The 26,366-nt window shown below is 66.9% G+C and carries 25 protein-coding genes; 24 read left to right on the top strand and 1 reads right to left on the bottom strand.

What is annotated here, in order from left to right; genetic code table 11:
• Positions 1–6 precede the first annotated feature (6 nt).
• Complete coding sequence (locus tag L1F31_RS11220) at positions 7–996, bottom strand: hypothetical protein (RefSeq protein ID WP_265417380.1); 990 nt, start codon at positions 994–996, stop codon at positions 7–9.
• Here L1F31_RS11220 and L1F31_RS11215 point away from each other — a divergent pair.
• From L1F31_RS11215 to L1F31_RS11100, 24 genes are all read left to right on the top strand, one after another.
• Positions 928–1,848: a hypothetical protein gene (locus L1F31_RS11215; protein WP_265417379.1), complete on the top strand. Its 921-nt coding sequence runs from the start codon at positions 928–930 to the stop codon at positions 1,846–1,848. The genes L1F31_RS11220 and L1F31_RS11215 overlap by 69 nt on opposite strands.
• Positions 1,845–2,888 carry an HAD-IIA family hydrolase gene (locus tag L1F31_RS11210; RefSeq protein ID WP_265417378.1) on the top strand — a complete coding sequence of 348 codons (1,044 nt, stop codon included), beginning with the start codon at positions 1,845–1,847 and terminating at the stop codon, positions 2,886–2,888. Before L1F31_RS11215 ends, L1F31_RS11210 begins: the two co-directional genes overlap by 4 nt.
• Complete coding sequence (locus L1F31_RS11205) at positions 2,885–3,106, top strand: hypothetical protein (protein ID WP_265417377.1); 222 nt, start codon at positions 2,885–2,887, stop codon at positions 3,104–3,106. Before L1F31_RS11210 ends, L1F31_RS11205 begins: the two co-directional genes overlap by 4 nt.
• Entirely contained in the window at positions 3,103–3,972 is an 870-nt protein-coding gene (locus L1F31_RS11200) for a TlyA family RNA methyltransferase (RefSeq protein ID WP_265417376.1), read from the top strand. The genes L1F31_RS11205 and L1F31_RS11200 overlap by 4 nt, the downstream gene beginning before the upstream one ends.
• Complete coding sequence (locus L1F31_RS11195) at positions 3,969–4,925, top strand: NAD kinase (RefSeq protein ID WP_265417375.1); 957 nt, start codon at positions 3,969–3,971, stop codon at positions 4,923–4,925. The genes L1F31_RS11200 and L1F31_RS11195 overlap by 4 nt, the downstream gene beginning before the upstream one ends.
• The gene (gene recN, locus L1F31_RS11190) at positions 4,926–6,629 is read left to right on the top strand and encodes a DNA repair protein RecN (RefSeq protein WP_265417374.1); all 1,704 of its coding nucleotides are present in this window, start codon (positions 4,926–4,928) and stop codon (positions 6,627–6,629) included.
• Between the two features lie 15 nt (positions 6,630–6,644).
• Positions 6,645–7,880 carry a putative cytokinetic ring protein SteA gene (gene steA, locus L1F31_RS11185; RefSeq protein WP_265417373.1) on the top strand — a complete coding sequence of 412 codons (1,236 nt, stop codon included), beginning with the start codon at positions 6,645–6,647 and terminating at the stop codon, positions 7,878–7,880.
• Complete coding sequence (locus tag L1F31_RS11180; protein ID WP_265417372.1) at positions 7,877–8,869, top strand: copper transporter; 993 nt, start codon at positions 7,877–7,879, stop codon at positions 8,867–8,869. Before steA ends, L1F31_RS11180 begins: the two co-directional genes overlap by 4 nt.
• Positions 8,866–9,735 (top strand): hypothetical protein, encoded by an 870-nt coding sequence (locus L1F31_RS11175; RefSeq protein WP_265417371.1) that lies wholly within the window; start codon positions 8,866–8,868, stop codon positions 9,733–9,735. Before L1F31_RS11180 ends, L1F31_RS11175 begins: the two co-directional genes overlap by 4 nt.
• Positions 9,732–11,495: a murein biosynthesis integral membrane protein MurJ gene (murJ, locus tag L1F31_RS11170; RefSeq protein WP_265417370.1), complete on the top strand. Its 1,764-nt coding sequence runs from the start codon at positions 9,732–9,734 to the stop codon at positions 11,493–11,495. The genes L1F31_RS11175 and murJ overlap by 4 nt, the downstream gene beginning before the upstream one ends.
• The gene (locus L1F31_RS11165) at positions 11,492–12,664 is read left to right on the top strand and encodes a glycosyltransferase family 4 protein (RefSeq protein ID WP_265417369.1); all 1,173 of its coding nucleotides are present in this window, start codon (positions 11,492–11,494) and stop codon (positions 12,662–12,664) included. The genes murJ and L1F31_RS11165 overlap by 4 nt, the downstream gene beginning before the upstream one ends.
• Positions 12,665–12,697: 33 nt before the next feature.
• Positions 12,698–13,834 carry a glycosyltransferase gene (locus L1F31_RS11160; protein ID WP_265417368.1) on the top strand — a complete coding sequence of 379 codons (1,137 nt, stop codon included), beginning with the start codon at positions 12,698–12,700 and terminating at the stop codon, positions 13,832–13,834.
• A gap of 8 nt (positions 13,835–13,842) precedes the next feature.
• Positions 13,843–15,522, top strand: a complete 1,680-nt coding sequence (gene pyrG, locus L1F31_RS11155; RefSeq protein ID WP_429860925.1) for a CTP synthase — start codon at positions 13,843–13,845, stop codon at positions 15,520–15,522.
• 92 nt (positions 15,523–15,614) lie between these two features.
• The gene (locus L1F31_RS11150) at positions 15,615–16,382 is read left to right on the top strand and encodes an NUDIX domain-containing protein (protein ID WP_265417366.1); all 768 of its coding nucleotides are present in this window, start codon (positions 15,615–15,617) and stop codon (positions 16,380–16,382) included.
• 6 nt (positions 16,383–16,388) lie between these two features.
• Positions 16,389–17,339 carry a site-specific tyrosine recombinase XerD gene (gene xerD / locus L1F31_RS11145; protein ID WP_265417365.1) on the top strand — a complete coding sequence of 317 codons (951 nt, stop codon included), beginning with the start codon at positions 16,389–16,391 and terminating at the stop codon, positions 17,337–17,339.
• Between the two features lie 38 nt (positions 17,340–17,377).
• A complete protein-coding gene (locus L1F31_RS11140) occupies positions 17,378–18,247 on the top strand; it encodes a ParA family protein (RefSeq protein WP_265417364.1) in 870 nt (289 codons plus the stop codon).
• Positions 18,248–18,432: 185 nt separating this feature from the next.
• Positions 18,433–19,293 (top strand): segregation and condensation protein A, encoded by an 861-nt coding sequence (locus L1F31_RS11135; RefSeq protein WP_265417363.1) that lies wholly within the window; start codon positions 18,433–18,435, stop codon positions 19,291–19,293.
• Entirely contained in the window at positions 19,290–19,946 is a 657-nt protein-coding gene (scpB, locus tag L1F31_RS11130) for an SMC-Scp complex subunit ScpB (protein ID WP_265417362.1), read from the top strand. The genes L1F31_RS11135 and scpB overlap by 4 nt, the downstream gene beginning before the upstream one ends.
• 17 nt (positions 19,947–19,963) lie before the next feature.
• Complete coding sequence (locus L1F31_RS11125; RefSeq protein WP_265417361.1) at positions 19,964–20,824, top strand: pseudouridine synthase; 861 nt, start codon at positions 19,964–19,966, stop codon at positions 20,822–20,824.
• A complete protein-coding gene (locus tag L1F31_RS11120) occupies positions 20,821–21,966 on the top strand; it encodes a prephenate dehydrogenase (protein WP_265417360.1) in 1,146 nt (381 codons plus the stop codon). The genes L1F31_RS11125 and L1F31_RS11120 overlap by 4 nt, the downstream gene beginning before the upstream one ends.
• The gene (gene cmk, locus L1F31_RS11115) at positions 21,963–22,622 is read left to right on the top strand and encodes a (d)CMP kinase (RefSeq protein WP_265417359.1); all 660 of its coding nucleotides are present in this window, start codon (positions 21,963–21,965) and stop codon (positions 22,620–22,622) included. Before L1F31_RS11120 ends, cmk begins: the two co-directional genes overlap by 4 nt.
• Positions 22,619–24,130, top strand: a complete 1,512-nt coding sequence (gene der, locus L1F31_RS11110) for a ribosome biogenesis GTPase Der (RefSeq protein ID WP_265417358.1) — start codon at positions 22,619–22,621, stop codon at positions 24,128–24,130. The genes cmk and der overlap by 4 nt, the downstream gene beginning before the upstream one ends.
• Entirely contained in the window at positions 24,131–25,639 is a 1,509-nt protein-coding gene (locus tag L1F31_RS11105; RefSeq protein WP_265417357.1) for an AI-2E family transporter, read from the top strand. It abuts the gene before it with no gap.
• Between the two features lie 16 nt (positions 25,640–25,655).
• Positions 25,656–26,282: an L-threonylcarbamoyladenylate synthase gene (locus L1F31_RS11100; protein WP_265417356.1), complete on the top strand. Its 627-nt coding sequence runs from the start codon at positions 25,656–25,658 to the stop codon at positions 26,280–26,282.
• Positions 26,283–26,366: the final 84 nt, after the last annotated feature.

Genomic DNA, 26,366 nt, shown 5'->3' with positions numbered 1-26,366 from the left:
CGCCGCTCAGATCGCGACAATAATCGCAACCGTCGACCGGACAACCGGGACGGCCGCGGGCCACGCCATTCCGATCACCGGGACGATCGCCGAGGCGGTTACCAGGGCAATCGCCGTGACGATGACCGTCGCGGTGGTTATCAGGGGAACCGACGGGATGACGATCGTCGCGGTGGCTATCAGGGGAACCGTCGCAACGACGATGATCGCCGAGGCGGTTACCAGGGGAACCGTCGCGATGACGACGGTCGCGGTGGGTATGGCCAGAACCGCCGCAACGACGGTGACCGTCGCGGCGGCTTCAACCGCGACCGTCGCGATAATGATCGTCGTGGTGGGTACCAGGGCAACCGTCGCAACGATGATGATCATCGTGGTGGTTTCAACCGTGATCGCCGGGACGATGATCGTCGTGGCGGCTACCAAGGGAACCGCCGCAACGACGACGATCGCCGAGGCGGCTTCAACCGTGAACGCCGCGATGATGATCGCCGTGGTGGCTACGAAGGCAACCGTCGTGACGATGATCGCCGTGGCGGCTACCAAGGGAATCGTCGCAACGACGATGACCGCCGTGGTGGTTTCAACCGTGATCGTCGCGATGATGATCGCCGTGGCGGCTACCAGGGCAACCGCCGTGACGACGACCGCCGAGGCGGCTTTAACCGCGATCGTCGCGACGACGACCGTCGCGGTGGATTCCGCGGCCACGGTCGGGACGACAACCGAGGCGGTCGAGGAGGACGCGGTCGCAACGACAATGATCGTCGCGCCCCGCGCAAGACGGACACCGGCGAATACGCACGCGAGCAGCGTGCCCGCCGCCCACGCATCCAGGAACCTGAGATTCCCGAAGGCGTCACCGGCCGCGAGCTCGACAAAGAGATCTTCAGCCAGCTGCGTTCCCTCGACAAAGAGAACGCGGCTATGGTCGCCAAGCACCTCGTCGCAGCAGGTGGGCTGCTCGATCTCGATCCCGAACGCGCCCATGAACACGCGAAGGCCGCCATGGCACGCGCCGGTCGCGTCGCCGTCGTCCGCGAAGCCCTTGGTATCGCTGCGTACTACGTGGAGAACTACGACGAAGCTGTGCGCGAGTTGCGCACCCACCGCCGCATCTCCGGATCGAACGACAACATTGCGCTCATTGCCGATGCTGAACGTGGACGCGGCAAGCCGGAGAAGGCCATCGAGCTGCTGAAGCAGTCCGAAGAGCTCGACCTCGACAACGACGCCCACACCGAACTCGTCATCGTCGCCGCCGGAGCGAAGTCCGACCTCGAAGACATCGCCGGAGCACGCCGACTCATCGAAGCCGAAGACTTCACCCAGAAGCCCAGCGGCGCCCTGGTCCGCCTCATGGCCGCCTACTCCGAGGTGCTTCGCATCGACGGTGAAGGCGAACTCGCCGACAAGTACGAAGAGCTCTCCCGTCGCACCGCCAAGGCGACCGGAACGCTGTTCGGTGACGAGGAACCGGACCTCAACGCCGGCGTCGAGATCGAAACCGTCGAAGAGGTCGAAGACGAGCCCGAGGATTCAGTCGACGCAGCGGCCGCCGATGATTCCGCGGACGACGTTTCCGCAGACGAAACCGACCAGGTCGCCGCAGACGAAACCAAGCACGCCGAGGCGGCGGAGACCACGGAGACCACGGAGGCCACCGATGCTGATTCCACGGCCGAGCCTGCAGCTCCGACTGCTGCGTCGAAGACGCACATCTCGGCGAAGGAACTGAAGTCCGTCAAGGTCACCGATGACGAGATCGAAGCCGAACTCGACGAGATCCTCGCCGACGCAGAGACCGACACCGCTTCCGAGACCACTGAGGTCGACGGCGACAAGTGACTTCCTCCGTCGAACAGGCACACACGTCGAACGGCTCCGCGCCCGAAACCCCGGGCGTGCCCATCGACTGTGTCCTGTTCGACCTGGACGGAGTCGTCTACCACGGCACCCACGCGATCGACGGAGCCGCCGACGGCATCAACTGGCTCCACTCGCAGCAGATCCCCGTCAACTATGTGACGAACAATGCCACCCGCACCGCTGAGGCGACCGCACAGAAGATCACCGGGCTGGGCATCAACGCCACCGCTGATGAAGTGACCACCTCGGCGCAGGTGCTCGCTGAACGCCTCGCCGAGCGATTCGGGACCGGCGCCCGCGTCCACCTCGTCGGCACCACCGGGCTGCGAATCGCCCTCGAAGACGCCGGACTCGAGATCACGGACTCCCCGGACGCCGAACCGGTGGCCATCGCCCAAGGACTCGACCCGCACATCGACTACGAGACGATCGTGCGCGCCTGCACCATCATCCGCTCCGGCGCCGAATGGTGGGCGAGCAACCCCGACTTCTCACTCATCACCGAAACCGGCAAGGTCCCCGGCAACGGCGCATTCGTCGAACTCATGGCCCGACTCACCGACACCCAGCCGGTCATCGTCGGCAAACCCGCACCGCACATGATGGAATTCGCTACCGACCGCCTCGGCGCACGGCGGCCGCTCATGGTCGGCGACCGCCTGAACACTGACATCGAAGGCGGACGCGCCGCCGGGTACGAGACCGCACTCGTGCTCACCGGCATCCATGACATCCACGATGCTCTCCGCGCCGAACCCCAGCGCCGGCCGACGTACATCCTGCCGAACCTGCGCGGCCTCACAGCCCTCATCACCGGCGGTGACCGCAGTGAGGCCGAACGCGTCGAGACCGCACTGCACGAGGCGTGGGCCGCCATCGACGCAGGTGACACCGACGCCGAGGCGGTGCTGGCCGAAGGGACGCTGCCCCGCACGATCGATGACTGGGCCGAAACCGGAGCCCGTACCGAAACCGGAGCCCGTGCCGACATCGGAGCCCGAACCGAGGAGGAGCAGTGACCGAAACACCGCGACCGACCCCTCCGGCTCAGTCGGACTTAACACAGCCGACTCCGACTCCGACGCCGACTCCGACGCCGGCTTCGGTGAGCGGGGACGTGCCCGTCGACTCCTGGCGGACCCACCTCGCCGAGACCAAAGACGCTCCCGCGGCGCAGCGGCATGAGCGCCTCGGTGCCCTGCTCGACGAACTCGACTCCCAGGTGGGCTCCTTGTGAGCAGGCTCGACCGAGCACTCGTCGACCGCGGCCTGGTGAACTCCCGCTCCCGCGCCGCCCGCGAAATCGCCGCCGGACGCGTCAGCGTCAACGGCCGCACCGCCGCCAAGGCCTCACACGACGTCGCCGAATCCGACGAACTCAGCGTCACCGAACCCGATCCTTGGGTCGCCCGCAGCGCCCACAAGCTCCTCGGCGCGCTCGACGCCTTCAACCTCAGCGGCTCCGACGTCAGCCGGTCCGACCTCAACCAGTCCGACCTCAGCAGCCCTGCCCTCACCCGCCCAGCCCTCGACGGTCTCACCGCCCTCGACGCAGGTGCCTCGACCGGCGGCTTCACTCAGGTCCTCCTCCACCACGGAGTCAGAGAAGTCTGGGCCGTCGACGTCGGTCACGACCAGCTCGCGACCCTGCTGCGCGAGGACCCTCGCGTCCACGTCCGTGAAGGACTCAACCTGCGCGAACTCGGGAACTCCGATGTGCCCGTCGTCGACCTCGTCGTCGCCGATGTCTCCTTCATCTCCCTGCGTCTGCTCATCGAACCCCTGCTGGCCGCCACGGCAGCGACCGGTGAGCTTCTGCTCATGGTCAAACCCCAATTCGAGCTCTCCCGATCCTCCCTCGACAAACACGGAGTCGTCACGTCAGGCAGCAACCGTCGCCGCGCGCTCGAGTCCGTCCTCTCCGCCGTCAGCGAACACTCGGCCCGTGTCACCGACATCGCGCCCTCGCCGTTGCCGGGACCCAGCGGAAACCGGGAGTACTTCCTGCGTGTTCGCCCAGGCCGAACACCCGACGAGTCCGATAGGCTCGACGAAGCATCCCTGCCCATCCACCTGGAGACGATTATGAGAGGAGAGTCGTGACCAGACACATCATGGTGCTGCTGCACCCCCAACGTGAAGAGTCGGCCGTGGCAGCCGTCAGCGTGTTCAAGGCTCTCCTCGACGACGGCATCACCCCCGTCGTCCTCGACGACGAGATCGTCGGCATCCGCGCCCGACAGGCCGGCGCCACAGGCAGCGAAACCGTCGCCGACGCCGACATCCTCCGCCACTGCATCGTCATCGACTCCTCCGAGCTGGGGGAGTGGAAGAACGCCTGCGAACTCGTCATCGTCCTCGGCGGCGACGGCACCATCCTCCGCGCCGCCGAACGCTTCCACGGTTCCGGGGCTCCGCTCATGGGCGTCAACCTCGGCCACGTCGGATTCCTCGCCGAAAGCGAAAGGGAAGACCTCGCCGAGGCGGTCCACCGCGTCTCCCAACGCGACTACCTCGTCGAGGAGCGACTCGCCCTCGACGTGTCCGTATGGCACGAAGGCGAGAACATCTTCAACGCCTGGGCACTCAACGAGGCAACCATCGAGAAGACCTCGAAGTCGCGGATGATCGACGTCGTCCTCGGCGTCGACGCCCGCCCAGTGTCCTCCTTCGGCTGCGACGGCGTCATCCTCGCCACCCCCACCGGCTCCACCGCCTACTCCTTCTCCGCCGGCGGTCCCATCGTCTGGCCCGAGGTCGAGGCCCTCCTCCTCGTGCCCATCTCCGCCCACGCCCTGTTCGCCGAACCGCTCGTGGTCAGCCCGAACTCCCGCCTCGGTGTCGAGATCTCCACGAACAATCCCGACCACTCCGCCGTCCTGTGGTGCGATGGCCGCCGCGCCCTCGAACTGCCCGCCGGCGCCCGGGTCGAAGCCACCCGCTCGGCCTCGCCGATCCGTCTCGCCCGCCTGCACACAGGACCCTTCACCGACCGACTCGTCGCGAAGTTCCGCCTGCCCGTCTCCGGCTGGCGGGGCCCGATCAAGGAGGCCTGAATGATCTCCGAACTGCGCATCTCCCACCTCGGCGTGATCGCCGAAGCCGAGGTCGAACTCGATACCGGCTTCACCGTCGTCACCGGTGAGACCGGTGCCGGCAAGACGATGTTCGTCTCCGCCCTGTCCCTGCTCATGGGCCGCAAAGTCGGGTCCGGGGTCGTCCGCAAGGGCGCAGAGAAAGCCGAAGTCGAAGGCATCTTCACCGATGTCGCCGATCCCGTGCGCGAACGCATCATCGATGCCGGCGGCAGCGCCGAGGACGAAGCGATCATCTCCCGCACCGTCGCACTCAAGGGCCGAGCCCGCGCCACCGCCGGCGGGCGCACCGTGCCGATCTCCGTGCTCACAGACATCTCCTCGGACCTCATCACCCTCCACGGCCAGTCCGAACAGCTGCGCCTCAAAGGCACCGCCCAGCAGCGGCAGCTCCTCGACGCCGCCGGAGGGCAGGAACTCGCCGAGGTGGCCGACCGCTACCGTGCCGCGTTCGACACCTGGAAGGAGACCGAGACCCGCGTCGCGCGGATCAAGGACTCCACCGCCGCCCGCCGCGAACGCATCCTGTGGCTGCGCGGCTGCCTCGAGGCCATCGACAAGGTCCGGCCCGAATCCGGCGAAGACGAGACGCTGACCGCGCAGGCCGCGAAGCTCGGCGCCGCCGCCGAGATCACCCGCGCCGTCGGTGCCGCCCACGACTTGCTGCTGGGCTCCGAGATCGACGATGCCGGGGCCGCCGTTGACCTCGTCCACCAGGCCATCAGCACCATCAGCGATGTCGAATCCTCCGACAGGGAACTCGTCACCATTCGCGAGGCCCTGGGCGATGCGGTGCTCAGGCTCTCCGACTCCGCCGCAGAACTCTCCTCCTACCTCTCCGGCTTCGACGAACTCGGCGAGACCTCGCTGGAGGAGACCGAAGCCCGCCGCGCGGAACTCGGCACGCTGGCCCCCTACGGTCAGGACGTCGCCGAAGTCCTCGATTTCGAAACCCGGTCCGCGGCCGAACTCACCGAACTCGAAGCCGAGGATCGTGACCTAGACGGACTCGACGCCGAACTCGACGAGGCACGCTCCGCCATGGAGGAAGCCGCCTCGGCGCTCACAGAGATCCGCACCGCCACCGCCACGGAATTCTCCGCGGCCGTGAGCGAAGAGCTCACCGCACTGTCGATGCCGAAGGCGACCGTGGCCTTCGAACTCACACCCCGCGAACCCGCGACGCACGGTGCCGACGAGGTGCGGCTGACCTTCGCCGCCCACGAATCCTCGACACCCGACGACATCGGCAAGATCGCCAGCGGCGGTGAGCTCTCCCGCGTCATGCTCGCCATCGAAGTCGTCCGCGCGGCCAGCGAATCCATCCCCACCTACGTCTTCGACGAGGTCGACGCCGGCGTTGGAGGCAAAGCGGCCGTGGAGATCGGCCGCCGCCTGGCCAAACTCGCCCGCAACGCCCAAGTCATCGTCGTCACGCACCTGCCGCAGGTCGCCGCCTGGGCCGACACCCACGTGACCATCGTCAAAGACGATGACGCCGAAACCGTGCGCTCGGGAGTGCAGGAGCTCACCGACGAAGAACGCGTCGTCGAGCTCTCCCGCATGCTGGCGGGAATGGATGACTCCGCCTCGGCGAAGGCCCACGCCGCCGAACTCCTTGACAATGCTCGGCAGGTCAAGGACGTCGGCGTTGGCAGCACATGAGAGAATGGGCGGACCATGAAAGTGCGTAGACATCGCGACAATCCCACCGCACCGACCCGGTCCGGTCCCGCCCCTGCCCGCCTGGACCGACGCACGAAGAACCTGACGAAACGCCTCCAAGCAGGCGATATCGCGGTCATCAAACACTCCGACATCGACCGCATCTCCGCCGAAGCCCTCGTCGCCTGCCGACCGGCTGCGGTGATCAACGCCGACAAATCGATCTCCGGCCGCTACCCGAACCTCGGCCCGAGCATCATCGTCGACGCCGGCATCCCCCTCATCGACGCCGTCGGCGCAGAGATCTTCGATGCCGTCGACGAGAACGCGGAGATCTCCATCGACGGGGCCACCGTCTTCCTCGGCGAGGACGAAGTGGCCACGGGAGTCCTGCAGACGGCCGAGACGATCGCCGATGATATGCACGCGGCCGAAGCCGGAATGAACTCCGTGCTCGTGGACTTCATCGACAATACGATCGAATACATCCGCAAGGACTCCGATCTGCTCTCCGCCGAACTCGTCGTGCCGGACGTGAAGACGACGTTCACCGACCGACATGTGCTCATCGTCGTCCGCGGGTACCACTACAAGGAGGATCTGGCGATGCTGGCCTCCTATATCCGCGAATACCGGCCGCTGCTCATCGGCGTCGACGGCGGCGCCGATGCGATCATCGAAGCCGGCTACCGACCCGACATGATCGTCGGCGATATGGACTCCGTGTCCGACACCGCCCTGACCTCCGGAGCCGAGATCGTCGTCCACGCCTACAGGGACGGCAACGCACCGGGCACCGAGAGGGTCAGAGCCCTCGGCGTCGACTGTGTGGCCTTCGCCGCCTCGGGCACCAGCGAGGACATCGCCATGCTGCTCGCCGATGACAAAGGAGCCGAACTCATCGTCGCCGTGGGCACCCATGACACGGTCATGGAATTCCTCGACAAGGGCCGCAAGGGAATGGCCTCGACCTTCATCACCCGCCTGCGCGTGGGCTCGAAGCTCATCGACGCCAAGGGCGTATCCCTGCTCTACCGGCAGCGCATCTCCAGCCTGCAGCTGGCCGTGCTCATCATCGCCGGCCTCGTCGCCCTCGGCGTGGCACTGACCGCGACCTCGGCCGGGCAGACCTTCCTCGGCCTCATCGGCGCACAACTCGACGGCCTCTTCGGCTGGATCGGCTCCCTCTTCGGCGGGGACCCCGCGGCCGCCACCGAATCCGCCGGCCTCATCCAAGGACTGAATCCGTGATTGACTTCCGCTACCACCTCGTCTCCCTCGTCTCGGTGTTCCTCGCCCTGGCCGTGGGCATCGTCCTCGGCGCCGGACCGCTGAAGGAGCCGATCGGAGAATCCCTGCAGAGCCAGGTCGACGCTCTGCGCAGCGACCGCGACACTCTGCGGACGAACCTTGACGCCGCCAAGGGCAATATCGACAAGCAGAACGAGTTCGTCACCGCTGCCGCCCCGGAACTCATCGACGGCATACTCAAAGACCGAGAAGTGAGCATCATCGCCGGACCCGAAGCCGACCCGGAGCAGGTCGAAGAGGTGAGCAACCGGGTCAAGGAAGCCGACGGCACGATCGCCGGGGACGTCTCCTTCGTCCCGAACACGCTGACCGTCGACAACTCCTCGTCCTTCCTCAAACAGCTGCGCACGATCGTGCCGGGCCTGCCGAAGGACGACTCCACAGCGGTCCGCGCCGCCCTGGTCATCGCGCTCACCGGTGAAGCCTCGATGCTCGAAGACGAGGCCGACCGCGAGGCCGCAACGAAGAAGTCCTCGAAACTCTACGATGCATTCGTCGACGCCGACCGTCTGCGCACCGACACCGACCACAAGACGACATCGCTGTTCATCGTCGTCGACGACGAGAACTCGACCTTGGCCGAGGAGACGAAGCCGAGCCCGCAGGCCACCGACGACAAAGCCACCCGGACCCTAGTGACCGACTTCGTCACCACACTGACCTCCGAAGCCGACTCGGTGGTCGTCGCCGGTGACGCGGGATCGGCGCAGAACGGACTCGTCAACGTGCTGCGGACGGAGAAATCGCGTGCCAGCACCGTCGACGGACTCGGCCTCGGCGCCGGCCCCGTCATCACCGTGCGCGCTCTGGCCGCCGGCGAATCCGGCACCCACGGACATTACGGGTTTGCCGACGACGCGGAGGGGATCCTGCCCGCGAAGACCGATGAGAAGAAGACCGACGAGTCGAAGAAGGAGGAGCCGCAATGATCCGCTCCATCGTCAGCACAGCCGTGGCCGGACTTCTCGGATTCACTGCCACGAAGGCCGTGCTCGCCTCCCGACTGCGCACCCAGCAGAACGTGGTGCGCACCAACCACGCAGGCCGCGAGGTCTCCCTCATCGAAGGACCGGCAGTGACCGCCGGACTCCTGGCCGGGGGAGCGCTCATCGAAGATCCCCGGCAGCGGACAGCGACCCTGCTGGCCACGGCCACGGCAGGCGGCCTCGGCGCAGTGGACGACTTCTGCGAATCCGGGTCCTCCAAGGGACTGCGCGGGCACCTGTCCGCACTCGCCCGCGGAGAGATCACGACCGGGGCGATCAAGGTCACCGGCATTCCGCTGGCCTCGATCGCGGCCGCCGCGATCCTGCGCGGCCGCCCCCGCCCGACCGGGCTCTTCGGACACGACCGGACCGAGGCTGGACGCGCCTGGTATGCGACAGCCACGGACATCGTCGTCACCGGGGGAGTCATCGCCGGATCGGCGAACCTCTTCAACCTCCTCGACCTGCGGCCTGGTCGCGCCCTCAAAGCAGGGACGCTCACCCTGGCCTTCACCGACCACGAACGGCGCGTGTCCTGGGCACAGTCCGGTGCGATCGCCGGGGCCACCGCCGCGGCCTGGCCCGATGACCTCGCCGGAGAGGTCATGCTCGGAGACACCGGCGCGAACGCCCTGGGCGCGGCAATCGGCGTGATCCTGTCCGAGACCGCGAGTCCTGCACAGAGACGCCTCATCCTCGCCGTGCTCGCCGGGCTCACCCTGGCCAGCGAGAAGGTGTCCTTCACCTCCGTCATCGAGTCGACCCCGGGCCTGCGGGAGATCGACTCCTTCGGCCGCGAGGGCGTGTGAGCAAGCTCGTTCGAGTCCTCGCCTCCACGGCGCTGCTCGTCTCGATCATCACCCTCATCACCCGACTCGTCGGTTTCCTCCGCTGGTTGGTGTTCTCACCGACCGTCGGCGCCGGCACTGTCGGCACCGCCTACCAGAGTGCGAACCAGGTCCCGAACATCCTCTTCGAGGTCGTCGCCGGCGGAGCCCTGGCCGGGGCCGTCATCCCGCTGCTCGCGATCCCACTGGCCCGCTCGGACCGGGAGACGGCGGGGAGGATCGCTTCCGGGCTGCTGACCTGGGCCATCAGCGTCACCCTGCCTCTGTCGATCCTGCTCGCCGTGTTCGCCGAACCCATCGCGAACCTCCTCGTCGACGCGAAGACCACCGATTCCGAGATCCACGCGACCGCGCAGCTGCTGCTCATGTTCTCCCCGCAGCTCGTCCTCTACGGCATCGGCGCAGTGCTCACCGGCGTGCTCCAGGCGCACCGGAAGTTCCTCTGGCCGGCGTTCGCACCGCTGCTGTCCAGCCTCGTCGTCATCGGCTGCTACATCGCCTACGCAGGCGTCGGCGGCAACGACGACACCTGGCAGTCGCACCTCGGCTGGCTCGGTTGGGGCACGACCCTCGGCGTCGCGGCACTCGCCCTGCCCTTGGCTCTGCCGATGTCGTCGACGGGACTGAAGCTGCGCCCCACCTACTCGTTCCCACCCGGAGTCGCCCACCGTGCGCTGCGTCTGGCCGGCGCCGGAATGGCGGCTCTGCTCGCACAGCAGGCGGCGGTGCTCGCGACCCTGACTCTGTCGAACCACTCGGGCGGCAAGGGCACGTTCGTCCTCTTCAGCTACATCAACGCCGTCTATCTCCTGCCCTATGCGGTGCTGGCCGTGCCGGTTGCCACCGTGATGTTCCCCGCCCTGTCGACCTGGGTGGGACGATCCACCGACACCGAGGCGACCGAGACCGACCGTGCCCAGGCCGGGGTTCGCCTGCGGGCAGTGACGTCGACGACGACCGCGCTCATCCTCACCATCGGCGGACTCGGGGCCGTCATCCTGCTCTCGGCCGCAAGCCCTCTGCAGACCTTCTTCACCGCGATCGATGCGGCCAAGGACGTCGCCTCGGTGCCCTTCGACTCGATGGCCCGCGCGATCATGGTCATGGCCCTCGCGGTTCCCGGCTGGTCGTTCGTCGCCTGGGGCACCCGCGTGTTCTACGCCGTGGAGCGTTCCCGCCATTCGGCGGTGGCCACGACGACCGGGTGGCTCCTCGTCATCGTCGGCATGATCGTCGCCATCGTCGCAACGGACGCGAACGGGGACCCGGGTCTGACTCTGGTCGCCATCTGCTGCGGATACGTGCTCGGTATGAGTGTGGCCGGCGGCTTCCTCCTCGTATCCATCCGCCGCGTCCTCGGACCCACAGGCATCGCGCTGGTCGGTCGTCGCGCCCTCCTCGCCCTCGGTGCCGCCGTCGTCGCCGGTGCTGCCGGCATCGTCACCTCACAGTGGCTCGGGGGACTGCTCGACAACTCGGCGAGCTCGGCAGTGCTCGCAGGCATCGCCGCCGCGCTGCTGGGCTGTGTGATCTTCGCACTCATCGTGCTCGTCATCGACCGCGGCTTCCTCGGCGAGATCCGCAGTCTGCTCGCCGACCGCAACCGCGGCGACGGCGGTGAGGTCCCCGTCACGGAACACGGGGGAGACATCGCCCCGACGAACCGAGTCGACACCGCCCACACCCCGAACACCCGAGACGACAGGGAGGAAGACTCATGAGGATCGTCTTCACCATCGGCACCTCCACCGGGGGAGTCGGCACCCATGTCAGGGCGCTGGCCCGCGACCTCGCCGCCGCCGGTCATGAGATCGGCGTCATCGGCCCCGCCGCCACCGACGAGCACTTCGGGTTCTCCCTGCTGCCGGGAGTCCGCTTCGCCGTGCTCGAACTCGGCACCGGCATCGGAGCCACCGACGCCGCCCTGGTCCGACGGCAGCGGAGCCTGCTGCGCAGCTTCGACCCCGAGATCGTCCACGCCCACGGGTTCCGCGCCGGACTCATCACCCAGCTGACGCTGCGCACCCTGCGCAACCGTCCGCTCTTCGTCCTCAGCCTCCACAACCAGGCCACCGGCCAGGGACTGCGCGGAAAGGTCGAAACCCGAGTGGAGACGATGCTCGCCCGCGGCGCCGACCTCGTCCTCGGCGCCAGCACCGACCTCGTCGCCCGTGCCCGGGACCTCGGCGCGCGTGATGCCCGGTTCCTGCCTGCCGCAGCACCGGAGGTCACCCCGGTGAGCACCGAGGCGGCCGCCGCCACCCGTGCTCGCCTCGCTCAGACCTACGGCTTCGACGAGGGCGCAGTCATCGTGCTCGCCGTCGGACGGATCGCTCCGCAGAAGAACTACCCGATGCTCGTGCGCGCGCTCGGCCGCCTCGGCGAGGAGAAGAACCGCCTCGGTGACTCCAACGCTCACGACCCGTCACTGGTCGTGCTCATCGCCGGTGCCGCCGATGAGGCGGTGCTCGGCGAGATCCGCGCTCAATACGATGAGCTGCGGGCCGCCTCGGCGATCGCTCCTCTGCATTTCCTCGGCGCCCGCAGCGATATCGCCGAACTCGCGGCAGCCGCGGACATCTACGTGCTCACGAGCGTGTGGGAGGCCCGCGCGCTCGTCCTCCAGGAGGCGCTGATCTCGGGTCAGGCGATCGTGTCGACCGCGACCGGCGGCACCCCCGAACTCGTCGGCGAGGCAGGCATCCTCGTGCCCGATGACGACGACCGGGCCCTCGCCGAAGCAGTCGCCGAACTCGCCGGTGACCCCGCCCGCCGGGCCGAACTCGCAGCCCTGGCCAAGGCACGCGGAGCGACGCTTCCCGGAGAGAGGGAAGTCGCTGAAGAACTCGCAGGCATTTACACGGAACTCGTGTCTGCCCAGGTAGGCTAGAAGCAGCGTCGAACGAAAGTAGAGGATGAGGAAATGAGCGAATCCGGCGAGGTCAACCCACTGAGCGCAGACACGAGGATTCTGCACGTGCTCGCCGACACCACCGGCCCTGTCGTCGAAGTGGCGAAGCTCGCCGTGCTCGGTCACCTCCGCGCCGGCTTCAAGGTCGCCGTCGCCGCACACCGGTCGCTGCTGGGCACCTTCGGAGTCCCCGAAGAGCTGTCAGGCGAATTCCGCGAGATCGAACTCGCGGCCCGCAGACGCTTCAGCATGGCCGACCCCAACACCGCCTTCACTCTGCACAAGTACTACCAGCACGTGGACATCGTCCACGCGCACGGACTGCACGCGGCGACGCTGTCCGGGCTGGCCTTCACCGGTCTGCCCGCCCGCATGCACCCGAAGGTCGTCGCCACGATCGAGTCCTTCGACTCCGCCAACGTCATCGAGAAGACCGGTGCCGAGATCGTCGGGCGCACCGCCACCGCGGTCCTCGGCACGACCGAACCCGTCGTCGACTACTTCAGCGGGCGGGTCCCGGTCGTCGAACGCGCCGAACTCGTCCACCCGGACATCGACGTCGACCTCACGGTGCGCACCCCGCGGGCCGAAGTCCGCCGCGAACTCGGCATCGGAGAAGGCACCTGGATGGTCGCCAGCCCCATCGCCCTGCGCGACCACACTGCCCTGGCGACGGTGCTCGACGCCGCCGACCAGATCAACAGCCGACGTCGCGACCGCAACGTCGTCTTCGCGCTCACCGGCACCGGCAAGGACCGATCGACAGTGGCCCGCGAGTTCGCCGACCGCGGCGTCCTCGTCGCCCCCGCCGGCGACCTCGTCGATGTGGCCGCGGCCGCCGATGTCGTCATCGCCAGCGAGACGATGACCGGACTGTCCCACGAAGACCTCATGCAGCTGTCGAAGCCCGCAGTGTTCATCGGCAGCGAACGCCGCGGAGGCATCTGGGGAGAGGCCGCGAAGACCGTCGAAGCCGACGACACCGAGGGTCTGCTGCGTGAGATCAATCATCTTCTCGACGACCCCGCCGGCCGCGGCACCTCCGCCGTAGCGGCGAAGAAGCGGGTCATCGACGTCAGCAACGGGGCCGCGATCTCCGAAACGCTGCTCGACCTGTACGCCGAGGTCGAAGCCGGCACGGATTCGTGAGCCGGACTTTGATAGAATCAAATCCCGTGGTGAATCGAACTGGCCCTGGTGGCACACATACGGCAAAGCACATCTTCGTCACGGGAGGCGTCGCCTCCTCGTTGGGCAAGGGGCTGACGGCCTCGAGCCTCGGTCATCTGCTCACTCAGCGCGGCCTCACCGTGGCCATGCAGAAGCTGGATCCCTACCTCAATGTGGATCCGGGCACGATGAATCCCTTTCAGCACGGTGAGGTCTTCGTCACCGAGGACGGTGCCGAGACCGATCTCGACATCGGCCACTACGAACGCTTCCTCGACAACGACCTCGACGGCGCCGCGAACGTCACGACCGGGCAGGTCTACTCCTCGGTCATCGCGAAAGAACGCCGCGGCGCGTACCTCGGCGACACCGTCCAGGTCATCCCGCACATCACCGATGAGATCAAGGCGCGCATGCGTGCGCAGGCCGAACGCCCCGAGGCGGACCGGCCCGACGTCATCATCACCGAGATCGGCGGCACCGTCGGCGATATCGAATCCCAGCCCTTCCTCGAGGCGGCCCGTCAGGTCCGCCACGACATCGGCCGGGACAACGTGTTCTTCATCCACGTCTCCCTCGTGCCCTACCTCGGGCCCTCGGGAGAGCTGAAGACGAAGCCGACCCAGCACTCGGTGGCGACCCTGCGCTCCATCGGCATCCAGCCCGATGCGATCGTGCTGCGCTCCGACCGTGAGCTGCCGGATTCGATCCGGGCGAAGATCGCCGGCGCCTGCGACGTCGAAACCGATGCCGTGGTCTCCTGCGTCGACGCCCCGAGCATCTACGACATCCCGAAGGTCCTCCACGACGGGGGCCTCGACGTCTTCGTCATCCGCAGCCTCAACCTGCCCTTCCGCGACGTCGACTGGACGAAGTGGGACTGGGTACTCGAACGCGTGCACAACCCGTCGACCGAGGTCACGATCGGCATCGTCGGCAAGTACATCGACCTGCCCGACGCGTACCTGTCGGTCACCGAGGCGCTGCGCCACGGCGGATTCGCCAACGACGCGAAGGTCAAGGTCCGCTGGATCCAGTCCGACGAGTGCGAGACCGAAGCCGGAGCCGCGAAGGCGCTGGCCGGCCTCGACGCGATCTGCGTGCCCGGCGGCTTCGGCATCCGCGGCATCGAAGGCAAGCTCGGCGCCCTCGAATACACCCGCACCAACGGCATCCCGACCCTGGGCCTGTGCCTGGGTCTGCAGTGCATGGTCATCGAATATGCACGCAATGTCGCCGGCATCGAGGCGGCTTCCTCCTCCGAATTCGACCCGGAGACCACGGTCCCGGTCATCGCGACCATGGCCGAGCAGCTCTCCATCGTCGAAGGCGAAGGCGACCTGGGCGGAACCATGCGCCTGGGCACCTACGAGGCGAAGCTCACCGAGGGCAGCGTCGTCGCCGGAGTCTACGGTGCGACGTCGATCAGCGAACGTCACCGTCACCGCTACGAGGTCAACAACACCTACCGGGATCAGCTCGCCGAGGCGGGGCTGGAGTTCTCCGGCACCTCACCGAACGGTGAGCTCGTGGAGTTCGTCGAACTGCCCGCCGAGACCCACCCGTTCTACGTCTCGACGCAGGCTCACCCCGAGCTGAAGTCGCGTCCGACCTCACCGCACCCGCTGTTCGCCGGCCTCGTGGCCGCCGCACTGGCGCGTCAGTGAGAAACGCAGCCCAAATCTGTGAGCGAATGCCGTCGGTGTCCATGCCGGCGGCATTCGCCGTTGCATACCGTCGATGATCAGGAAGGCAGCCCATGAGCTCTCTGCACGATGAGACGTTTACCCCGAACATCACGTCCTCCGAAATCGTCTACAACGGGGCGGTGTGGGACATCCGCAAGGAGACGTTCGACCTGCCCGAGGCCTCGGGTCTCGTGCGCGACCTCATGGCCCACACGGGTGCCGTCGGCGTCGCCGTCGTCGATGACCAGCAGCGCATTCTGCTCGCCCAGCAGTACCGGCACCCCGTCCGCGCCCGCCTGTGGGAGGTCCCTGCCGGTCTGCTCGACGTTCCGGGTGAAGATCCGCTCGACGCGGCCAAGCGGGAACTCGCTGAGGAGGCCGACCTCACGGCCGAACGCTGGGAGCTGCTCAGCGACTCCTGCCTGACTCCCGGCGGCAGTTCGGAGACGATGCGCCTCTACCTTGCACGCGGACTCTCATACGTGCCCGAAGCCGACCGCCATGAACGCGGGGAAGAAGAAGCCGGGTTCCAATACAGGTGGGTCGGCATCGACGAAGCGCTCGAGGCCGTGACCGACGGCCGGGTCACGAACGCGATCGCCCAGCTGGCGATCTTCCACGTCGACCGGGTGCTGCGCGCCGAGGCCGCAGGATCCTCGTTGGCGCTGCGTCCGGTCGATGCGCCGAGGCGACTCGTCGACGGACGCCCCGACTTCGGCCGCGGCGCTGCGGTCGAGACGAACAGCGCGACAGGCGGGACGGGCGACACGACGGGCGGTGCGGCCGGCCAGACGAACGGCAGCGCAGACCCCGAGTCGGCCCGCACGAGCGAGGACTGAGAACCCGTGGCTCGGCATGGTGCCGAACTGCTGCCCGACGAACTGACCGCCGAGCTGCGTCGCGGTTTCGAGTCCTACCTCAACTCGCTGCGCTTCGAACGCGGACTGTCGATGAACTCCATCGACGCCTATGCCCGCGACCTCGCGCGGTACGGAACCTGGCTTACAGGTGAGGGGATCGGCCGCCTCGGCGAGGTGGAACGCTCATCCGTCGAAGCCTATGGTCTGCACCTGCTCGATTCGGGGCTCGCACCGCGGTCGCGGGCGCGTGCCCTCGTCGCGGTGCGCCGCTTCCATACCTTCGCATTGTCTGAGAATCTTGCGCCCACGGACCCGGCCTCCGAGGTCAGCCCGCCGCAGGAGGGACTGCGCCTGCCCAAGGCGCTCTCGCTCGACGAGATCGAGGCGATGCTCGCCACTGCGGAGGGGGAGGAGCCGGTGCAGATCCGGGCCAAGGCCCTGCTCGAACTCCTCTACGCGACCGGCGCACGCATCTCCGAGGCAGTGGGGACCGACCTCGATGACCTCGACCTCGACTCCGGACTGGTGCGTCTCTACGGCAAGGGCGGCAAGGAGCGGATCGTGCCCTTCGGCTCTCACGCGGCACAGGCCGTGGGGGCCTGGGTCTCACGGGTGCGGCCGGGAATGGCCGCGAAGGCGAAGTCCTCCGCGCCGGCCGGCGCACTGTTCCTCAATGCCCGCGGAACCCGACTCTCGCGGGTCTCCGCATGGCAGATCGTCAAGAACGCGGCTGAGGCGGCGACGATCGATGCGGAGGTCTCTCCGCATACGTTCCGGCACTCCTTCGCCACGCATCTGCTCGAGGGCGGAGCCGACATCCGCGTCGTCCAGGAGCTGCTCGGGCACGCCTCGGTGACGACGACCCAGATCTATACGAAGGTCTCCGAAGAGACACTGCGGGAAGTGTACGCGACCTCGCACCCCCGGGCGCGGTAGGGTTGGACGAAGAGCAACGAAAGGTGGCCATCCGAGAGATGAATACGCAAGAGGCGTTGGATATCCCCCAGCAGAGGACTGCAGCAGCCGAGCCCCAGGATTTCCCGGAGCCGGCCCCCTTGGCTTCGCATGGGCCCGCCCGCATCATCGCCATGGTCAACCAGAAGGGCGGGGTCGGGAAGACGACCTCGTCGATCAACCTCGGTGCGGCTCTGGCCGCGTACGGTCGCAAGATGCTGCTCGTCGACTTCGACCCGCAAGGAGCACTCTCCGTCGGTCTCGGACTCAACCCGTATGACTTCGACATCAGCGTGTACAACCTGCTGATGAACCCGCGCATGGACCCGCACGACGTCCTCGTGAGCACGGAGTTCGAGAACATCGACATCCTCCCGGCCAACATCGATCTCTCGGCCGCCGAAGTGCAGCTCGTCGGTGAGGTCGCCCGCGAGCAGGTGCTCGCCCGGGCACTGTCGAAGGTCGCCGACGAATACGATGTCATCCTCATCGACTGCCAGCCCTCGCTCGGCCTGCTCACCGTCAACGCGCTGACCGCCGCGCACGGTGTGATCATTCCGCTCGAGACCGAATTCTTCGCCCTGCGCGGTGTCGCCCTGCTCGTCGAGACGATCGAGAAGGTCCAGGACCGGCTCAACCCCTCGCTCGAGGTCGATGGAATCCTCGCCACGATGTTCGACTCGCGGACCCTGCACTCGAAGGAGGTCATGTCTCGGGTGACCGAGGCCTTCGGCGACAAGGTGTTCGAGACCGTCATCAACCGGACAGTGAAGTTCCCGGATGCCTCAGTGGCCGCCGAACCGATCACGAGCTTCGCGCCGAAGCACACCGGCTCCGAAGCCTATCGCCGACTCGCCCGGGAGCTCATCGCCCGCGGAGGCGCACCCTGAGCGACGCTGCAATACACGAAGGTGGGATCGACACCTCACATGACGGCGCAGTCAAAGCCTCGCATGACAGTGAGGTCGAAGCGTCATATGACGGTGAGATCGAGGCGTCGCACGACAGTGAGGTCGATGCGTCGCAGAGCGGCGACGTCGATGCGTCCGGTGAGCAGGCCGGGCAGGGATTCCAGGTGCGGCTGGAGAACTTCTCCGGCCCTTTCGACCTGCTGCTCGGGCTGATCTCGAAGCGTCGACTCGACGTCACCGAGATCGCCTTGGCCGAGGTCACCGACGAATTCATCGCCTACACCACCGAGCTCAAAGACAAAGCGAATCTCGCCGAGATCTCACAGTTCCTCCTCGTCGCGGCCACCCTGCTCGACCTCAAGACCGCACGGCTGCTGCCCCACGAAGAGGGCGAGGAAGCCCTCGACCTCGAACTGCTCGAGGCCCGCGACCTCCTCTTCGCGCGACTGCTCCAGTACAAGGCGTACAAGTCCGTCTCCGGCTACCTCGCCGAGGCGATGGCCGCCGGATCGATCCGCGCACCCCGCGATGTGGCCCTCGAGGCAGAGTTCCAGGATGTGCTGCCGCCCTTGGAACTCAACATCGGCCCCGGCGAACTGGCAGGCATCTTCGCCACCGTGCTCCAACGCGACCACACCCCGCCGACAGTGGCCGTCGATCACATCCACCTGCCGCTGGTCAGCGTGTCCGAACAGCGCGGACATATCCTCTCCCTGCTGCGGGCCGGTGAGGTCGATTTCGCCGATCTGCTCGAAACCGCTGAGAACACGTTGGTCGTCGTCGCCCGCTTCCTCGCCCTGCTGGAGCTGTTCAAGGTCGGCCTCTGCGACTTCGACCAGCCCGAACCCTTAGGCCGGCTGCTCATCCACCGCACCGAGATGAGCGAAGACGGCGTCGATCTGCGCACCGAAGGTGATTGGAGCGGGGACGAGAGCGCGACCGACAGCGCACTGCCGGCGGCAGACGGCGAGGGCAGTGCCGGGAATGACGACAGGGAAGACGATGGGGGAGACGAGCGAGCATGATCGACGATGAGATCCTCGCCGGCATCGAAGCCGTGCTCATGATCACCGACTCGGCAGTGTCCGCCGCTGAACTCGCCAGCTCCTTGGGTCTCGACGAAGACACTGTGCACGACGCGATCGCCGCACTCAAGGCCGACTACGACGGTGATGAGAACCACCGACAGCGCGGCTTCGAGATCCGCCACGTCGCCGGAGGCTTCCGCATCTTCTCCCGCGGCGACTACCACGAAGTCGTCAAGGACTTCCTCACCGCAGGGCAGAGCGCGAAGCTGTCCCAAGCAGCACTCGAGACCCTCGCCGTCATCGCCTACCGGCAGCCGATCTCGCGACCGCGCATCGCCGCTATCCGCGGAGTCAGCGTCGACGGCGTCATCCGCACCCTGCTGCTGCGCGGACTCATCGTCGAAGCGGGCAAGGAGGCATCCACCTCGGCGCTGCTCTATGCCACGACCCCGCAGTTCCTCGACACGATGGGGATGAACGCGATCGACGACCTGCCCGATATCGCCCCCTACCTGCCCGAGGATGCCGACGTCGCCGAACTCGGCGCCGACGACACCGAAGTCCTCGCGGAGATCGACGAGGCCCTCGACGGCGATATCGACGAAGACTTCGACGAGCCGGACGCGACGATGTCACGAGTCGACGATTGATTTGAGAGAATAGGCTTATGAGTCCCTACCGTGATCACCGTGCCCCTGGCGGGCGCCAGAACCGACCGACCAGAAAACAGCGCGCTTCGACCGCTTCGAAGGGCGCCGAGAAGCACGGCCAGGGCGCTGGCCAGGTATCGGATGCCCATGTCAGCGGTGGTGTGCGCCTGCAGAAGGTGCTCGCCGAGGCGGGGCTTGGCTCACGTCGTGCCTGCGAGCAGCTCATCGTCGACGGACGCGTTGAGGTCGACGGTCAGATCGTGACCGAACTGGGCACCCGGATCGACCCCGAAACGCAGTCCGTGTACGTGGACACAGTGAGAATTTCGACACAGACCAAGAAGGTCTACCTCGTGCTCAACAAGCCGGCCGGCGTCGTGTCGACGATGAGCGACCCCGAAGGTCGCCCATGCCTGGCCGACTACGTGCGCAACAACACCGAACGTCTCTTCCACGTCGGTCGCCTCGACACCGAGACCGAAGGACTCATCCTGCTCACCAACGACGGAGAGCTGAGCAACCGCCTGGCCCATCCGCGCTACGAGGTCCCGAAGACCTACCTGGCGAAGGTCAAGGGCCAGCTGGCCAAGGACGCCGGTGCCATCCTCAAGGCCGGAATCGACCTCGAAGACGGCTTCGTCAAGGTCGATGAGTTCAAACTCGTCGACTCGACACCCGGCAAGTCCGTCGTCGAACTCACCCTCCACTCCGGTCGCAACCGGATCGTGCGTCGCCTCCTCGACGAGATCGGCCACCCCGTGGAGCGGCTCGTGCGTCTGCGCTTCGGACCGGTCGTCCTCGACGAGCAGAAGCAGGGCAAGATCCGTCCGCTGCGCTCCGATGAGGTCGGCGCCCTCTTCGAGGCCGTCGGTCTGTGAGAGTCCACATCATCGGCACCGGCCTGCTCGGTGCCAGTCTGGGGTTGGCGCTGAGCGCAAACGGCCATGAGGTGACCCTCGAGGACACTTCGCCGACGGCTCAGCAGCTCGCCGCGGACCTCGGCGCAGGACGCGTCGTCAACGCAAAGACCGGCACCGAGGCGGCCGATACGACCGATCCCGACGCACCGGACACGGCTCCCGCGCATCCGGACATCGTCGTCGTGGCAACCCCGCCCGACGTCGCCGCCCGAGTCATCGCCACAGCACTCGAGACCTACCCGGACGCCACCGTCACCGACGTCGCCAGTGTGAAGACCCGACTCCTGGAGTCGGTGAAGACCCTGGTCACACGCTCTCAGCTGGACCGCTACATCGGCTGCCATCCGATGGCCGGGCGGGAGAAGTCCGGGGCCATCGCCGCACAGGCGGACCTGTTCACGGCCCGCCCCTGGGTGATCTGCTCGGACGAGGACACACCGGAGTCCCGCCTCGGCGAGGTCATCGCCATGGCCACGGACACGGGCGCCTCGGTGCTCCACCTCGACCCGCGCATCCATGATGCCGCGGTCGCGAAGGTCTCCCACGTTCCGCAGATCGTCTCCTCCCTCGTCGCCTCCCAGCTGCGCCACGCTCCGCTCGAGGAGATCGCCCTGGCCGGGCAGGGGCTGCGAGATGTCACGCGCATCGCCGCCTCGGACCCGGGCCTGTGGACCCAGATCCTGACCGGCAACGCCGAGGAGGTCCGGTCGGTGCTCATCGACCTGCGGACCGAACTCGATGAGGTCATCGCGGCGCTCGAACTCGGGCCGGGATCGACGGGTCTGCTCGCCAAGGCGATCGCCCTGGGCAACGAAGGACACGACCGGATTCCCGGCAAGCACGGGCAGCCGCCGACCACCTATGCTGTTGTCACGATCCTCGTCCCGGATACGCCCGGAACCCTGGCCCGGCTGTTCAAGGACATCGGCGACCTCGGCGTCAACGTCGAGGACTTCCGGATGGATCACGCCTCCGGTCGGAAACTGGGCATGGTCGACGTGTCCGTGGTCCCGGCCATCCAGCAGGAGCTGGAGATCGGACTGCTGTCGAAGGGATGGCAGATCCCCGAATCCGCCATCGAGAAAGAAGGAACTGCATGAGCGTCGTAGCCATTGACGGACCGTCCGGAGTGGGCAAGTCGAGCACCGCCAAGGAGGTGGCGCGTCGGCTGGGCTACCAGTACCTCGACACAGGAGCGATGTACCGGGCGATGGCATGGCTGTGCCTCAACCGCGGGGTCACCGATCCCGTCGACGTGCTCGAACAGGTCCGCGGCGCCGATCTGGAGATCTCACTGAGCCCTGATGAGTTCTTCGTCTCCGTCGACGACATCGACGTCACCGAGGACATCCGCGGTGCGGACGTGTCGGCGAACGTGCAGACGGTCTCCGGAGTCGTCGACGCTCGCGAGGAGCTCATCGACATGCAGCGCGACTACATCAGGGCCGCACCCGAGGGCATCGTCGTCGAAGGCCGCGACATCACCACCGTCGTCGCCCCCGACGCCGAGGTGCGCATCCTCATGACCGCGCGCGACGACGTCCGTGTGGCCCGACGGGCCAAAGAAGTGCACGGCAACGCCGATGCCGAGGCGATCGCCGCCACCCAGGATCTCGTCACAGGCCGTGACGCGAAGGACTCCGCCACGACGAGCTTCTTGGAAGCCGCCGACGGAGTGTACACACTCGATACCAGCGACATCGACTTCGACCAGGTGGTCGAGACGGTGCTGCAGCTGGTGAAGGACTCACAATGAGCGAATCCGAATTCCAGGAGACACCCGACGACAACCTCGTCGACCGTGTCGAGAGCATCAGCGACGAGGAGGCCGAGCAGCGGGCGACCGCGCTCGAGGCCGGACTCGAAAGCTACGAACTCGAAGACGAGGACCGGGCGCTGCTGCACGCCTATGGTTTCGAGGACGAAGACGAGGAGACCCTCGGCGCCGCACCCGTGCTCGCAGTCGTCGGCCGCCCCAATGTCGGCAAGTCGACCTTGGTCAACCGCATCCTCGGGCGTCGCGAAGCCGTCGTCGAGGATGTTCCCGGAGTGACCCGAGACCGGGTGAGCTACCGCGCGGAATGGAACACGAAGGAATTCACTCTCGTCGACACCGGCGGTTGGGACCAGGACTCGAAGGGCATGGCCTCGCGGATCGCGATCCAGTCGGAGATCGCCGTGGACATGGCCGATGCCGTCGTCCTCGTCGTCGATGCGACGACCGGCCCGACTTCGACCGACGAGATGGTCGTGAAGATGCTGCGGCGGAAGAAGAAGCCGGTCATCCTCGCGGCGAACAAGGTCGACGACGAGCGCGGCGAGCTCATGGCCGCCGAACTCTGGGGACTGGGTCTGGGCCAGCCGTGGACGGTGTCGGCCCTGCACGGTCGCGGAGTCGCCGACCTGCTCGATGAGGTGCTGACGATCCTGCCGGAGGTCTCGGCCGTCGACACCCGCGTCGAAGAGGGCGGACCGCGTCGCATCGCCCTCGTGGGGCGACCGAACGTCGGGAAGTCCTCGCTGCTCAACCAGCTCATCGGCACCGACCGTGTGCTCGTGGACAATGTCGCCGGCACCACGCGTGATCCCGTGGACGAGCTCATCGAGCTCGGCGGGAAGCAGTGGCGATTCGTCGACACCGCAGGCATCCGCCGTCGTGCCCATCAGGCCAGCGGTGCTGATTTCTACGCGGCACTGCGGACGCAGACCGCCCTGGAGCGGGCCGAGGTGGCCCTCGTCCTCCTCGAGGTGCAGGAACCGCTGAGCGAACAGGACGTGCGCATCGTGACCACCGCCGTCGAGGCGGGGCGTGCCGTGGTGCTCGCGTTCAACAAGTGGGATCTGCTCGACGATGAACGTCGCTACTACCTCGAGCGGGAGATCGAACGGGACCTCGCGCATGTGGCGTGGGCGCCGCGGGTGAATATCTCCGCGAAGACCGGTCGTCATGCCGAGAAGCTCGTGCCCGCCATGGAGGCGGCTCTCGAGGGCTGGGACACCCGCATTCCGACGGGTCGGCTCAACGCCTTCCTCGGCGAGCTCGTCGCGGCGAACCCGCATCCCGTGCGCGGAGGCAAGCAGCCGCGCATCCTCTTCGGCACGCAGGCACAGTCGCGTCCGCCGAAGTTCGTGCTCTTCACCACCGGCTTCCTCGATCCCGGCTACCGCCGGTTCATCGTCCGTCGTCTGCGCGAGACCTTCGGCTTCAAGGGCACTCCCATCGAGGTGTCGATGCGCATCCGCGAGAAGCGGCGGGGACGCTGAATGACCGAGGACGAGCAGCCGGACGGTACGGGCGCGGTCGGGGACGCGGACTCCTCGAACGGTGATTCGGTGCGCCATGCCGAGTCTGCTTCGTCCTCGGAAAAGGCGACCTCGGGATCGGCTTCCTCAGAACCGGCTTCTTCGGAATCGGCGGCCTCGGGATCGGCGGCCCCAGGTCTGCTGACCCGGCGGTCGAGGCGCCCGGAACCGGACGCGGACGAAACCACGGGCGGTGCGGACGCTCGAGCCACCTCGGCGGGATCCGGGAACGGCACAGCCACCTCGGCGGGGTCTGGGAACGGCACAGCCACCTCGGTGATCGGGGAATCGGACGCGGACGTCCGGGCACGGCCCTGGCACGAGCGCCCACCGGCGCGCGCGCTCATCATCGCGGTGACGATGGCCGGCCTGGCGTACGCGCTGATGTTCTTCCGCGAACTGCAGGACCTCGCGGCACCGGTGTTCCTCGCGCTGAACTTCTACATCGTCGTCTACCCGGTGCAGCGGATCCTCACTCGCTTCAAGGTCCCACGGGCGATCGGCGCGTGCATTTCGGTCATCCTCGTGCTGTGCATGATCGTCGCGTTCTTCGGCCTCACCGCGTGGTCGGTGGCCGAACTCGTCATCCTCATCCCCAGCTACAGCAACGAACTCGTCAACACCTACCAGAACGCACTGGCACTGCTCTCGGACATCGGGGTGACCTCCTCGGTGATCCAGCAGCAGCTTTCGGCCTTCGACGTGCGTTCGGTGCTCGATGCGATCTATCCGCTGCTGACGAACGTATCCTCGGTGGCGGGCCTGCTGACCACGGTCATCATGGCTGTCTTCTTCGTGGCGATGGACTCGATGGGCATCGACAAGCGGATGACGATGCTGCTCGACATCAAACCCTCGCTGTCGGTGTCGCTGGGCGACTTCGCCAGCGGCGTCCGCCGGTACTGGGTGGTCGCGACGGTCTTCGGTCTCATCGTCGCCTTCCTCGACGTCATCGCTCTGGCGATCATCGACGTTCCGCTCATCTGGGTGTGGGGCGTGCTCGCGTTCCTGACGAACTACATCCCGAACATCGGCTTCGTCATCGGTCTCGTCCCGCCGGCTCTGCTCGCTCTCGTCGACAGCGGCTGGCAGTCGGCCGTGTGGGTCGTCGTGGCCTACAGCGTGCTCAACTTCGTCATCCAGTCGATCATCCAGCCGAAGTTCACGGGCGAATCCGTCGGCGTGACACCGCTGATCTCGTTCCTCTCGCTGCTGTTCTGGGTGTGGATCCTCGGTTGGCTCGGCGCACTGCTCGCGCTGCCGGCGACCCTGCTGATCAAGGCCCTGCTCGTCGACGCGGACCCGAAGGCGAGGTGGGTGAACATCCTCCTGGCCTCGGATCCCGAGACAGGGAGACGGGACCCGAAAGCAGGACGGCGGGCTCTGAGAACGGGGACGCGGGAGCCGAATGCGGGTCGGCACGCTCCGAACGCAGGGAAGCACGCTGACCCCTCGCCCTCAGGAGCCTGAGTGGTTAGCATGAGGTATGGCGACTCTACTGAATATCCATCCGGAGAACCCGCAGGACCGACTGATCGAGAAGGCCGCTGAGTCCTTGAGGAGCGGAGGGCTCATCGCCTATCCCACGGACTCCTGCTACGCCCTGGGCTGCGCCTTGGACAATAAGGCCGGCATCGAGAGGATCAGCCGCATCCGGCACCTCGACTCGAAACACCACTTCACGCTGATGTGCCACGATTTCGCCCAACTGGGGCAGTTCGTCATCGTCGACAACTCGGACTTCCGCGCCATCAAGTCGATGACGCCGGGACCCTACACGTTCATCATGAAGGCGACGAAGGAAGTGCCGCGCCGAATGATGCACCCGAAGAAGCATTCGGTCGGTGCACGGATTCCGCAGAACGTCACCGCGCTGGCCCTCGTCGAGGCGATGGGCGAGCCGATCCTGTCATCGACTCTGCTGCTGCCAGGTGCTGAGGATCCGCTCACCCACGCCGAGGATGTCATGGATCAGCTCGGCAACGACGTCGACATCGTCGTCGAATCCGGTGTTCCCGGGGTCGTGCCGACCTCGGTCATCGACTTCACAGGCAAGTTCCCCGAGGTGGCCCGCGTCGGCGCCGGGGACGTCTCCCGGTTCCTCGACGAATAGGGACCGACGTCGGAACCCGATCTGCTGGCTTGAACTGTTCGACTGGCCACATCTGATGAACTAATCGTCGCCGAGGTGGGAGCA

The organism is Brevibacterium spongiae (genome assembly GCF_026168515.1).
GTDB classification, from domain to species: domain Bacteria; phylum Actinomycetota; class Actinomycetes; order Actinomycetales; family Brevibacteriaceae; genus Brevibacterium; species Brevibacterium spongiae.
Note: the sequence above shows the minus strand (reverse complement) of the source record. Positions and strands in the feature narration are given on the sequence as shown.